Source organism: Streptomyces niphimycinicus (assembly GCF_018883605.1).
In the GTDB taxonomy this organism is placed as follows: Bacteria; Actinomycetota; Actinomycetes; order Streptomycetales; family Streptomycetaceae; genus Streptomyces; species Streptomyces niphimycinicus.
This window is the reverse complement of sequence record NZ_JAHLEM010000167.1, coordinates 1-12,742: the sequence shown is the minus strand read 5'-3', so window position 1 is coordinate 12,742 and position 12,742 is coordinate 1. Positions and strand designations below refer to the sequence as shown.

General features: G+C 69.2%; 9 protein-coding genes, 1 tRNA gene and 1 riboswitch. Of the genes, 5 read left to right on the top strand and 5 right to left on the bottom strand.

What is annotated here, in order from left to right; translation table 11 throughout:
• Positions 1 to 122: 122 nt before the first annotated feature.
• Positions 123 to 265, bottom strand: a riboswitch (cyclic di-AMP (ydaO/yuaA leader).
• 275 nt (positions 266 to 540) lie between these two features.
• Positions 541 to 1,926: a PP2C family protein-serine/threonine phosphatase gene (locus KN815_RS16560; RefSeq protein WP_216342697.1), complete on the bottom strand. Its 1,386-nt coding sequence runs from the start codon at positions 1,924 to 1,926 to the stop codon at positions 541 to 543.
• Between the two features lie 24 nt (positions 1,927 to 1,950).
• On the opposite strand from KN815_RS16560, the gene KN815_RS16555 reads away from it, so the two are divergent.
• Positions 1,951 to 2,109, top strand: coding sequence for a hypothetical protein (locus KN815_RS16555; RefSeq protein WP_216342696.1), 159 nt, complete (start codon positions 1,951 to 1,953; stop codon positions 2,107 to 2,109).
• A gap of 361 nt (positions 2,110 to 2,470) precedes the next feature.
• Here KN815_RS16555 and KN815_RS16550 read toward each other — a convergent pair whose 3' ends face one another.
• Positions 2,471 to 3,241: a DUF6227 family protein gene (locus tag KN815_RS16550; protein ID WP_216342695.1), complete on the bottom strand. Its 771-nt coding sequence runs from the start codon at positions 3,239 to 3,241 to the stop codon at positions 2,471 to 2,473.
• Between the two features lie 508 nt (positions 3,242 to 3,749).
• Between KN815_RS16550 and KN815_RS16545 the strand changes: the two genes are divergently transcribed.
• From KN815_RS16545 to KN815_RS16535, 3 genes are all read left to right on the top strand, one after another.
• Positions 3,750 to 4,112 (top strand): hypothetical protein, encoded by a 363-nt coding sequence (locus KN815_RS16545; RefSeq protein WP_216342694.1) that lies wholly within the window; start codon positions 3,750 to 3,752, stop codon positions 4,110 to 4,112.
• Between the two features lie 166 nt (positions 4,113 to 4,278).
• Positions 4,279 to 4,836 (top strand): hypothetical protein, encoded by a 558-nt coding sequence (locus KN815_RS16540; protein ID WP_216342693.1) that lies wholly within the window; start codon positions 4,279 to 4,281, stop codon positions 4,834 to 4,836.
• A 276-nt stretch (positions 4,837 to 5,112) separates the two neighbouring features.
• Complete coding sequence (locus KN815_RS16535; protein ID WP_216342692.1) at positions 5,113 to 5,640, top strand: hypothetical protein; 528 nt, start codon at positions 5,113 to 5,115, stop codon at positions 5,638 to 5,640.
• A 103-nt stretch (positions 5,641 to 5,743) separates the two neighbouring features.
• On the opposite strand, the gene KN815_RS16530 is transcribed toward KN815_RS16535, so the two are convergent.
• Positions 5,744 to 6,847, bottom strand: a complete 1,104-nt coding sequence (locus tag KN815_RS16530; RefSeq protein ID WP_216342691.1) for a right-handed parallel beta-helix repeat-containing protein — start codon at positions 6,845 to 6,847, stop codon at positions 5,744 to 5,746.
• A gap of 432 nt (positions 6,848 to 7,279) precedes the next feature.
• Here KN815_RS16530 and KN815_RS16525 point away from each other — a divergent pair, with 432 nt between their 5' ends.
• Positions 7,280 to 9,310, top strand: a complete 2,031-nt coding sequence (locus KN815_RS16525) for a collagenase (protein WP_216342690.1) — start codon at positions 7,280 to 7,282, stop codon at positions 9,308 to 9,310.
• Between the two features lie 330 nt (positions 9,311 to 9,640).
• On the opposite strand, the gene KN815_RS16520 is transcribed toward KN815_RS16525, so the two are convergent.
• Both KN815_RS16520 and KN815_RS16515 read right to left on the bottom strand, forming a co-directional pair.
• Positions 9,641 to 9,713 (bottom strand) — tRNA-Lys (locus KN815_RS16520).
• A gap of 107 nt (positions 9,714 to 9,820) precedes the next feature.
• The gene (locus tag KN815_RS16515; protein WP_216342689.1) at positions 9,821 to 12,304 is read right to left on the bottom strand and encodes a DEAD/DEAH box helicase; all 2,484 of its coding nucleotides are present in this window, start codon (positions 12,302 to 12,304) and stop codon (positions 9,821 to 9,823) included.
• Positions 12,305 to 12,742 lie beyond the last annotated feature (438 nt).

The following is a 12,742-nucleotide window of genomic DNA, read 5'->3' as shown; positions in this document are numbered from 1 at the left end:
ACTCATCCCGCCGCCGGCGTCGAAGCCGGGGCCGTAGGCGGTGGCGGTCCCCAAACCGCCTCCCCGTGTGCGATACGGGGCCTCGTCCAGGGCAGACCTATTGGACGCCACGGAGGCGCACTCCTTTCCTTCCTTCTCGCCTACCGGGTTAGCTGACGGGTTCGGAGCAGGAAGGTCTCCTACGGGTCAGGTTCGACCCGATTCACCCCAAGGTGTTGGTTCCCCGGTTCCCTTGGTGCTGCTGGTGATGCGGTGCTTGCCAGTGTGCGTACGGGATTCGGCGACGGCGCACGGTGCCGCCCTTGCGACGGTTGTGACGACCGCGCTGCGTTATCGAACGTTAATAGAGAGCGCGATGTGATTCCAAGCTGTTCTGAGGAATCCGCGCACCTTTGGCATGAACTTAGCGCTCAAGAAGGGACAAATGAGGGCGAGTCAACGCACCGGCCAAGGGTTCGTAAAAACACATGCGGATCGATCGTGCGGCAATTGTTATGCGGAGGGGACTCGGTCGACTACGCACCGTATGGGCCCGGTCGGCTACGGACGGTGTGGGGGGCCGGCCTCCCCCGTATGGCCCGTGCGGTTCGCATCACCGTCATCGCGCCCGTTCCCCCGCCCGTTCCCCCGCCCGTTCCCCCGTCCGCTCCCGCGGGCCGCGGTCCGGCGGACCGCAAGCAGCGCCATGTCGTCCGATGTCCCGCCGTCCGTATGGCGCTCGACATCGGCCACCAACGCGTCCAGCAGCTCCTGCGGATCGGCGAAGCGACGGCCGCGCAGCCGCTTCGCCGGGTCGTAGAACTCGCCGTCGCGGTCCCGGGCCTCCGTCACCCCGTCCGTGAACAGCAGCAGCGTTTCCCCCTCCGCGAACCCCAGCTCCATCACCCGGTCCGGCCACCCCGCCAACTCCCCCATCCCCACCGGCAGCGCCGACGCCTCCGGCTCCAGGGCGCGCACCGCGCCGCCCTCCTCCATCAGCAGCGGCGCCGGATGGCCGCGATTGATCAGCCGCAGAGTGGAGTCGCCGCGCGGAATTTCGGCCACCACCGCCGTCGTGAACCCCTCGAACACCTCCAGGTCGGCCCGCCGGGCGCCCTCGCGCTGAAGCGCCCGCTCCAGGCGGCCCACGAGCGCCTCCAGGGTCGTCTCCTGCTCCGCCGCCTCCCGGAAGCAGCCGAGGAGGATCGCCACGACCTCCACGGCCCCCAGCCCCTTGCCGCGTACGTCCCCGACGGTCAGCCGTACGCCGTGCGGGGTGTCCTGAACCGCGTACAGGTCACCACCGATCGCGGCGTACTTCTCCGCCGGTACATAGCGCGCGGCGATCTCCAGCCCGGCCAGACGGGCGGGCGGCGCGGGCAGGACGGCGCGCTGGGCCGCCTCCGCCACTCCGCGCGCCGAGGCGAGCCGGTGGTAGCTGCGGCGTACGACACGGTTGATCGCCACTGCCAGCACGGTCACGGTGGCGACCGTGCCGATCTCGGTGGCCGCCTGGGTCGGGTCCTTCACCCCGTGCAACTCCGCCAGCAGACAGGTCGCGAGGACGGCGACGCAGGCCGTGATGATGGTCTGGCGCAGCGGTAGGAGCGCCGCGGCGACCAGGGGGGCGGCGGCGAAGAAGGGCGAGGCGGTGTAGCCGGACGGGGTGGCCAGGTCGAAGCTGACGCCGCCGAGGATGAGGATGGCGGGAAGCCAGCGGGCCGCCCGGCGGCCCGGCGGCTCCTGGCCCGCGTCCTCGGCCGAGCCGGGCCCCGCGGTGGGCCCGGTGAACCCGTCGGCGGAGGCCCCACCGGCCGCGGCGCCGGTGGCCATGAGCGTATGCAGGCGGGTGTGGCGGCGGTGGGTGTGCGGGCGGCTCAGCCGGGGCCAGGCCGTACGCCACTGTGTACGGGCGCCCGTACGAGCCCTGCTCCCTCGCACCCGCACCGGCTTCTCTCGCTTCCCTGGTCCGTGTCCCGCCGTCGTCACGGCGTCGCCGTCGCCGTCCTCGCCGTCCTCGCCGTCGTCGTCACCTTCGTCACCTTCGTCACCTTCGTCACCAGGCTTCCGGCTGACGGGCTGCCAGGCGAATCGGTGTCGGCCAAGCGGGTGCCGGACGGACGCCCGTGAGCGGGCCCGGCTCCGGCGCGTGTGAGGCGGGCACGCGACCGGCACCCAGCGGGGGCACCGCGGGCACACGAGGGGGCACCGCGGGCACACGAGGGGGCACCGCGGGCACACGACGGACACGTGGCAGCGGGTCAGGGGCCGTGGGCGCGTCAGAGCCGGTGAACGCCAGGGGTTACGCGGCGGGCGCGCTGCGGGCCCGTCAGAGGCCACGAGGGCGTCAGCGGCCACGAGGGCGCCAGCGGCTACGGGCGCATCAGAGGTCGCGGAGCCGAAAGAGGTTTCGGACGCGCCAGAGGTTTCGGATGCGCCAGAGATTTACGGACGCTTCAGAGGTGACGGACGCGTCAGCGGCACCGATGCGTCAGAGGTCGACGCCGAGCGCGCGGGCGTGGCGGTCCGCCGCCAGCTCCGCCGAGACCTCGTCGAGGTACACCTCGCACACCAGCCGTCCGTCCCGGGTGAGATTGTGCTCCAGCTCCCACAGCACGACCTCGTCCCCTCCCGCGAGCAGGAAGGCGTGCTCATAGAAGCGGCACCAGGTCGCGTCGGGGCCGCCGGAGCGGCGCCGGGGCTTGGGCGCGAGGGCGATGTCATGGGCGAACGCGGTCGTCAGCAGCCGCTCGGTCTCCTCGCCCGGGCGGTCGGCGTTCTCCGCGCGGCGCAGGACACGACGGGCATGGTCGGCCGAATTGTCGGCCACATACGCACGGGAGCTCTCCAGGGGCTCGGCCGTGTGCAGCAGTTGGTCCGGCAGCCACAGCGGTAACCCGTCGAGCTCCTCCCAGCGGGCGCCGCCGAGGCGGTCATGGACGCGGCGCTCGGCCAGCGTCAGGGCGTCCTCGTCCGCGTAGAGCTCGTACAGCGGGCGACCGTCCTCGCCGGTGTTGTGCTCCAGTTCCCACAGCAGCAGGCTGCTGCCGTCGGGGAGCAGGAAGACATGCCGGTAGGTGCTGTAGCCAAGCTGGCCGCACCGCTCATTGCACTGTCGGCAGGACCGCAGCTCGGACTGGTGCATCAGGGCGCTCCGCGCCTGGGCCAGCACCGCCTCGCCGATCTCGAAGCCGTTCTGCGCACGGGCCAGCAGCCCGTCCATCAGCTCGGCCGGGGTCCCGTCCGCTCGTGAGTGCCCCATGTCTCTCCTCCCGCCTCCCGGCGTTGATTCGCCGCGCCCCCCGGGCGACCACCTCGCGCACTTAGCGTAGCGGCGCGAACACGCGCCGCGCTGCGGTTCCGCGAAGCTGTCGGTGTGACTGTGCCTCACTCACTCCTGCGTCGTAGGGCCTGGATGTATCACTCGTCCGACCGGTCGAACAAGTACGCGAGCGGGGCAGGGTGCGTCGGTCGGCCACCGTGGGCGCCGGACCCCAGCGCCTCCAGGCCCCCTGCCGCGGAGCGTCTCGTAGTCGCTTCCCCTCATTCAATTCAATGGATTCAGGTGTCCGCCGGGCCGAGAGGGGCCGAGCTGAGCCAAATGGTCCTTGTATTGGTCCCCCTTAGCGGGATTCTTGGAGAACACGCCCCGGAAGAGCAGCACTATGCCGGACGGGTGAAGCTGACTGGCGACCCGAAGCCTTAACTGATGAGCTTCGTTGTGTCATGCGTCCGTGGAATTCGCGGAGCAACCCAGACGGAGGATTTAAGTGAACATCGGCAAGAAGGCAGTTCTCCTGACCGCGGCCGCCGGCGCTATGGTCATCGGTGGCGCGGGCGGTGCCCTGGCCAACAACAACGACGACTTCGTCGCGCAGCTCAACAAGTGCGACACGGCCAGCGGTCTCACCGTCAACAACGCCATTTTCGCTCCCACCGGCGACCTCAACGTCGGCTCGGACTGCGTCAACTTCACCAACAGCGATGGTTCGGTCATCCAGGCCAACGACTGCGACACCCGCACCGGCACCACCCTGAACATCGGCTTCGCCGCCCCGACGGGCGACACCAACATCGGCTCCAAGTGCGCGAACATCGCCGTCGACGACGACGACAACGGTCACCGTCGCTGAGTCGCTGACCCTTTCATGGTGTTCCCGCCCGCGGTAACGCCATGAGGCATCCCCCCGTTGGTAATCGCGGCCCTGGAAGCTTCTCTTCCAGGGCCGCTGCCATGAAAAAGGTTCTTCGGTGACGGTGCCGAGCACACCGCGCCGAAAGCCCGATTGGAGGCTCTTTATGCACATGCGCAAAAGGTCGGCGCTTCTTGTCGCCGCCGTGGGTGCTCTGCTCATCGGCGGTGCGGGCGGAGCCGACGCCGCCGATTCCGGTCCCAGCCGCGCGGCAGGCGCCAACGGCGGGACGCAGAGCAATCGCTGCACCACCAGTTCCGTCGTCGGCACCATCACCGTGGTCGCCGGCTCGACCGAGCTCAGCAATCAGACCGACTGCGTCAACACCGCCGAGTCGGGAGTGTCGGAGCAGAAGAACCGCTGCCGTACCCACTCCGTCGTCGGCCCGATCACCGTCGCGCTGGCTCCCGGATCCGAAATCAAGAACGGGACCAACTGCGTCAACGTCAGCAAGTCGGGCGGTGTGACGAAGCAGACCAATGACTGTCGCACCACCTCCGTGCTGGGTCCGATCACCATCGGCCCCGGCTCCGACGTCACCACCGAGACCAACTGTGCCAATGTCGCCGGCTCCGACCCGCAGAACGGAAGTCAGGGCACCAGCGCGAACGGCACGAAGAGCGGCGGCAAGAGCGGTGGCCAGGGAAACCGTCAGCGCTCCTGAAACACCGAGCTCACCGGAGTTCGCCACCGAGCTTCCGGAAAAAGCCGCTCGAGATGAACGCGGCCTTGGGGAAATTCCCCCGGGGCCGCGTTCATTTTTTGCGAAGAGAAGTCCACCGACTTCCGCACCGACTGAATATACCTTTGCTGAACATATCTTTACTGTGGCGGATGGGTGATGCTTCGCATAGTCCCGGATCCCGGATTGCGGAAATCTCGTTCAAGAGGTGTCTGCGGAATATTCGCGGAGAAGACCCGATATGGAGGCACCAGAACAATGCAGATCGGCAAGAAGGCAGCTCTCATGGCCGCGGCGGCCGCGGGCACAATGGTGGTCGGCGGCGCCGGTAGCGCGAGTGCTCATGGGCTCTTCCCGCAGTCCAGCAGTGCTCAGCGAAACCACTGTGACACGGCCACCGGCCCCACCGTCAACAACGCCATTTTCGCTCCCACCGGCGACCTCGACGTCGGCTCGGACTGCGTCAACTTCGCCAACCGCGACGGTGCGGTCCTCCAGTCCAACGACTGCGACACCGCCACCGGCACCACCCTGGTCATCGGCTTCGCCGCCCCGACGGGCGACACCAACATCGGCTCCAACTGCGCGAACATCGCCCTCGACGAGCCGGACCAGGTCGTGGTCGTGCACAAGGAGGCGCCGAAGAAGCACAAGGCCAAGGAGCAGCACAAGGCCAAGGAGCAGCACAAGGCCAAGAAGGTGCACAAGGCCAAGGCCGAACCGCACAAGGCCAAGAAGCACCACAAGGCCAAGGTGAAGGCGAAGAAGAAGGACTGCAAGCACTGACGGCCGATCTCGCGATCGAGCACGCGGCGCCCCCGGAAGAAGCGACTTCCGGGGGCGCCGCGGCGTTCAGCCGAATTCAGTGACGGCGTTCAGCGGTGTGATTTCAGCATCCCGTGAGAGCCGGTACGCACTGGTTCGGGTTGTTCCCGATGACCGTGGTCGCGGCGAGCGAGACCGTGCCGCCGTCGGTGAAGATGCCGCCGCCCTGACCGCCATTGGCCGTATTACCGGTGACCGTGTCGCCGATCATTTGTGTCGTGCCCGCGTGCTGGAACAGCCCACCGCCGTTCAGCGTGGCGGTATTCCCGGACACGGTGGTGGCCTGCACACGCAGTGCGCTGCCCATATTGGCGATACCGCCGCCGAAACTGCCGGCGGTGTTCTCGGCGACCCGGCCGCCGTTGATCGTGAGATCGCCGACCGCGGTGGCGATGCCGCCGCCCTCGAAGTTGGTGGTCCTGTTCCGCGCGACCGTGACGGCGCCCAGCAGCGTCGTTCCGAAGTTACTGACGCCGCCGCCCGAGCTGGACGCGGTGTTGTCGGAAATGTTGCCGCCCGAGACGCTCAGGGTGGCCGACGTATTGATGTGGATACCGCCGCCGTCCCCCGCGGAATTGTGCGTCACATCCGTGGCCGAAAGCACCGCCGAACCGCCCGAGGCGACCTCGATGCCGCCGCCGATATTGCTCGCGGTGTTGCCCGTGACCGTGGCGTTGATCAGCCTCAGCGAGCCCGCGTCGAAGATGCCGCCGCCGTCGGTGCCCGCCCCCGAGGTCGCCCGGCCGCCGGAGAAGGTCACACCGTTGACCGTAAGGCTTCCACCGGGCGCGATCTCCGCGAGCCGGAAGTCGCCGGCGGACGCACTGCGTCTGATGGTCGCCAGGGTCCCGCTGATGGTCACGTCACGGGTGATGAGCGGCAGTCCGTCGGCGCCGTTGGGACCGGTGAACGCCGCGGAGCCCAGCGTGTACACACACCCCGTGGACAGGATGACGGACCCCCCGAACGGCGAGCTGTTGGCCTCGCTCACCGCGGTGACCAGCGCCGCCGCGTCCCCACAAGGCACCGGGGCCGCCTTCTCGCCCGCCCCGCCTCCGTCTCCCTTCCCTTCGGCGGACGCCGGAGCGGAAACCGCCCATGCCGATACCGCCAGCGCCATGACGGGGATGAGCCCCCGGAACCCCCGGATCGTTGTCGCGAGTCGCACGAGTCGTCTCCTTACGCATCCCTGAGTAACAGCAGGATCAGACTCTGCGGTCGAGTACCGTTCGGCATCCGTTCAAGCGCCGGTCGAGTGAGCCTCGATCTTCTGTACGACCCGGCGTGCACGACCCGGCGTGCGAGCACCACGAGCCCGGCTCGCGGAAGACGGCCTGGCGGACCCTCAGGGACGAGTCGCCACAGGCGGTCTGGCGACGGAGAGCTCCCACGGTGGCGGCCCAGGGCGACTCAGGGCGCCGCCGGGGCGGGGCGACCGGGCAGCGACCGGAGCGTCAGAGCCGCGTCATGAATTCCCGGTTGCACGGCTCTTCCCATGCCGTGTGACATGTGAAATTTTACATCTCACATGTCGCACATGGGCATGCCAAGGGGCAGGGCAACCTGCTCTGCTCCCTCTCACCCCCCACGGGAGAGAAACATGCGAATACCTTCAGCACGCCGGTACGCGCGCCAGTTACGGCGGAACAGCGGACCGCTCGCGGCGCTGGCACTGGCCCTCACCCTGGGCGGCGGACTCCTCGCCGCCCCCGGGCAAGCCATGGCGGCCCCGTCCTCCTACTCCGTTCCGCAGGGCTCCCCCACGGCCGCCGGACCGGACCACCAGCTCAAGAACGACCCTGACGGCCCGCGGGCCTCGCTGGACGCGGTGCCGACCGCGCCGGCACACTCGGGCCGGCGCGCCCGTGCCGCCGACCGCCCGCCACTGAGCGCTGACGACTCCGTTCACCGCACGGACTACGACCAGCCGTGGACCCACAGAGTCAAGGCGCACCCCCGCCCCTCGAAGAACGTGCGGAAGTCCAAGGCCAGCGCGGCCGAGTGCCGGATCAGCGACTTCACCCAGAACACCGGCGACGCTCTGGTGCAGAAGATCAAGGAGTCCACCACCGACTGCGTCAACACGCTGTTCCCGCTCACCGGCGGCGACGCGCGCGGGGCTTTCCGCGAGGAGCAGATGGTCCCCGTGGCCCAGGCGCTACAGGCCGGCTCGGCCAACTACCCCGGCGACGGCTCCACCGGGATGACGCAGCTAGTGCTGTTCCTGCGGGCCGGCTACTACGCACAGTGGTACCACCCAGATGACGTGGGCCCGTACGGCCCCACGCTGAAGTCCGCGATCCAGGGCGCCCTGGACGCCTTCTTCGCCGCCCCGCGCTCGCATGACGTCACCGACGCCAACGGCGCGACGCTGTCCGAGGCGGTCATCCTGATCGACAGCGCCCAGGAGAACGCCCGCTACCTCTCGATCGTCAAGCGGCTGCTGACCGACTACAACGGGACCTACAACGACTCCTATTGGATGGTCAACGCGGTCAACAGCGTCTTCACGGTGCTCTTCCGCGGCCACCAGGTGCCGGAGTTCGTCACCGCGGTGCAGCAGGACCCGAGCGTGCTGAACACCGTCAGCAAGTTCGCGTTGGACCACGTCGACCTGCTCAGCGGCAAGAACTACTTCCTCGACTACAACGCCGGACGCGAGCTGGGCCGCTTCCTCATGGACGAGGGCCTGCGCGACACGGTCCGGCCGATGGCCAAGGAACTGCTCGGCAAGACCACCATCACCGGTCCCACCGCGCGGCTGTGGGTGGGCGTCGCCGAGATGACCGCCGCCTACGACAAGGACAAGTGCCAGGAGTACGGCACCTGCGACCTCCAGAAGCGGCTGATCGAAGCGGTGCTGCCGGTCCAGCGCGACTGCGGCAGCGGCATCACCATCAAGGGCCAGGAGATCACCGCCGACCAGTTGGACCAGGTCTGCCGCAGCCTGACCGAGCAGAACGCCTTCTTCCACAAGGTGGCGCGGGACAACGGGCCGGTGAAGGACGACCACAACGAGACCATCGAGGTCGTCGCTTTCAACTCCAGCATTGACTACGGGACCTACGCCAACGTCATCTACGGCATCGACACCAACAACGGCGGCATGTACCTGGAGGGCGACCCGTCCAAGGAGGGCAACCAGCCGCGGTTCATCGCCTACGAGGCGGACTGGCTGCAACCCAAGTTCGACATCTGGAACCTCAACCACGAGTACACCCACTACCTCGACGGCCGGTTCGACATGTACGGCGACTACGCGGCCGGACAGACCACCCCGACCGTGTGGTGGGTCGAGGGCTTCGCCGAGTACATCAACTACTCCTACCGCAACGAGACCTACGAAGACGCGATCACGGAGGCCGGCAAGCACACGTACCGGCTGAGCACGCTGTTCGACACCACCTACACCAACACCGACACCAACCGGACCTATCGCTGGGGCTACCTGGCGGTCCGCTTCATGGAGGAGCGGCACCCGGGAGAGGTCGACTCCCTGCTCCGCTATTACCGCGCCGGTGACTGGCAGGGCGCACGCGACCTCCTGACCAGGTCCATCGGCGGAGCTTACGACGCCGAGTTCGACCAGTGGCTGACTGACTGCGCGGCGGGCGCCTGCAAGGTTTCCTGACCTCGCCGACCTGACCGGGCTCCCTCACCGAGGGACCCGGTCACCCACTCCGCCGCTCCCGACCCGGGGGCGGCGGAGTGTTCTCGGACGGCGTCTCGGTCCCGCGCGTGTGTCACCCGAGTGGCGCGCGAGCGGGGCATCAGTGTGATTGGCGCCACATTCCCTCAGGCGGGGGAGAGGTGAAGGCCGACCGGCGCAATGGCGCCGCCTGCCTGGATCGTCTGCCTTTCGGGCGAGCGACGGGCGAGCGGCGAGCGATCTAACGATCTCGACGAGCCGTTTCGATGGCTCAGGCCCAGGCCAGACGTTCTCTGACCTGGGCCTTAACTGTGGGTCATCAGGGGCTCGAACCCTGAACCAATGGATTAAAAGTCCACTGCTCTGCCAATTGAGCTAATGACCCGCACCCCCGCAGCATAGCTCGGCCAGGGTCCAACACCCGAGCCAATACCCTCCGGGAGCGAAAGGCCGTGCAACAGCGCGGTGTTGCACGGCCCTCTTCACGGCCGATCAGCCGTTGCGCTTCCAGCGCGGCTTGTCGGCGCGCCGGTCGAAGGACGAGCCGCCGGAGCGCTCGTACGAACGGCCGCCGGTGGAGCCGCCCCGGTGGTCGTCACGGCGGGCCGGGCGGTCGTCGCGACGGTCACGGTTGAACGGACGGTCCCCGCCACGGTGGTTGTGGTCGCGGCGCTCGAAGGAACGGCCGCCACGGTCGTTCTCCCGGCGGTCGCGGCTGAAGCCGCCACGGTCGTCACGGCGCTCGTACGGACGGCCGCCACGGTCGTCACGGCGTCCGAAATTGCCACGGTCGTCGCGGCGGTCCCGGTTGAAGCCGCCGCGGTCGCGGTCGTTGCTGTCCCGACGGTCGAAGGAACGGCCACCACGGTCGTTGTCCCGGCGGTCGCGGCTGAAGCCGCCACGGTCATCGCGGCGGTCGTCACGACGGTCGTCGCGGCGGTCCCGGTTGAAGCCGCCACGGTCGCGGTCGTTGCTGTCCCGACGGTCGACGGAACGGCCACCACGGTCGTTGTCCCGGCGGTCGCGGCTGAAGCCGCCACTGTCCTCGCGGCGGTCGTCACGACGGTCGTCGCGGCGGTCCCGGTTGAAGCCGCCGCGGTCGCGGTCGTTGCTGTCCCGACGGTCGACGGAACGGCCACCACGGTCGTTGTCCCGACGGTCACGGCCGAAGCCGCCACGGTCGTCACGGCGGTCGTCACGACGGTCATCGCGGCGGTCCCGGTTGAAGCCGCCACGGTCGCGGTCGTTGCTCTCCCGACGGTCGAAGGAACGGCCGCCCCGGTCGTTGTCCCGACGGTCGTACGAGGAGCGGCGCGGCGCCTCGGCGTCGCCCGCGCCCTCGGCGGCGTCCGCGGCCTTCACCGCGGGCACGGTCACGGGCTCCGCCGTACGCTGCGCCGGAAGCGTCACAGCGGCCTGGGCCACCGTCTCCGCCCCGGCCTCGGCCGCGGGCTCCGCCGGTGCCACGGTCTCGCCGCGCTCGCGCGCCGCCCGCGCGGCCAGCCGGTCGGCCTCCTCCCGGAGCTCGACCGCGCGCCGCTGCACCCGCTCCAGCTCCCGGCTGAGGTCCTGCGCCTCGCGCTCGGCCTGCTTGGCGGCGTTCGAGGCCGCCTCCGCCTGCACCTCGGTGAGCGAACGCGCGCCCGTGATCTGGGCCACGTCCTCGTCGAACGCACCGCCGCCGCCGACGATGTGACGGGAGGCGTCGACGCCCGCGTCCTCCATCAGCCGGAAGATCTGGCGGCGCTGGTGCGGCAGGGCCAGCGAGACGACGGTGCCGCTCTGGCCCGCCCGGGCCGTACGGCCGGAGCGGTGCAGATAGTCCTTGTGGTCGCCGGCCGGGTCCACGTTCAGCACCAGGTCGATGCCGTCGACGTGGATACCGCGCGCGGCGACGTCGGTCGCGACCAGGACGTTGACGTAGCCGTCCTTGAAGTCGGCCAGCGTGCGGGTACGGGCGCCCTGGGTCATGCCGCCGTGCAGCGCGTCGGCGCGTACGCCCGCGTCGCAGAGCTGCTCGGCGACGCGGTCGGCGCCGAGCTGGGTCCGTACGAAGATGATGGTGCGGCCCTTGCGCGCCGCGATGGCGGCGGTGACCGGCGCCTTGTCCTTCGGCTTCACGACCAGCACATGGTGGGTCATCGTGGTGACCGCGCCCTGGGCCGAGTCGACCTCGTGGGTGACCGGGTCGACCAGGTAGCGCTTGACCAGGCTGTCGATCTCGTTCTCCAGCGTCGCGGAGAACAGCAGCCGCTGGCCGCCCTGCGGCACCAGGTCGAGGATCTCGGTGACCTCGGGCAGGAAGCCCATGTCGGCCATCTGGTCGGCCTCGTCGAGGACGGCGACCTGGACCTTGTCGAGGGTCGCGGCGCCGCGGTCGATGATGTCGCGCAGCCGGCCCGGGGTGGCGACGAGGATGTCGACACCGCGCTCCAGCGCGTAGATCTGATTGCCCATCGAGGTGCCGCCGCAGACGACCTTGAGCTTGAGGCCGAGGACATCGCCGTAAGGCTGAAGCGCGTCGCTCACCTGCATCGCCAGCTCGCGGGTCGGCGTCAGGATGAGACCCCGGGGGCGCTTCTTCTCGGTGTGTCCGCCGGCCAGCGTGGTCAGCAGCGGAAGACCGAACGAGAGGGTCTTGCCGGAGCCGGTACGGCCGCGGCCGAGGATGTCCTTCCCGGCCATGGCGTCGGGGATGGTCGCCGCCTGGATCGGGAAGGGCGTGGTCACGCCGTTCTGCGCCAGCTTGCGGACGATCTGTTCGGGGAGGCCGAGGTCGGCGAAAGTGATGTCGGGCGCCTTAGGGGTCTCGGGGGCTTCCGTGGCGGTTTGCTCAGAGGACGCCGCTGACGCCGTCTGGTCGGCTTGCTCGGCCTGCTCGTCGCGCTCGTCCCGTTCGAAGGGCTCGGCCGGAGCGGTCAGATCGCTCGGCTCGTCGACAGCGGGCATGACGGCGTGATCAGTGGAAACGGACATGCGAAATGCGAAACCTTCCGGAGTCTCGGCACGCGCCCAAACTCCGTGTTGTCGCAAACGACCGCCTCTATGCGGTCAGCCACGGGATGGCAAGGAACGCGCCTCACGGCGCACTTTTACGAGGCGCCGGGCAAATGGGATCAAACGATCTACCACCATACGCACCTTCACCCCTCAAGAGCAAATTAGCTCCGTCGGTGTCAGCTCCGCCGGTGGTGGAGAGCGGTGCCGGGCGTGGGGATCTTCTGGGTCTGGGTCGGCTGGGTCGGCTGGGTCTGGGTCGGCTGGGTTGTCGTGGGATCGGCTGGGTCGTCGTGGGATCGGCTGGGTCGACGTGGGATCGGCTGGGTCGACGTGGGGCCCGCCCGCGGCGGCCGGTGCGTCGTGGGGCCCGCCCGCGGCGTTCCGGTGCGGCTCAGCCCGCCGGCTGGGCCGGCG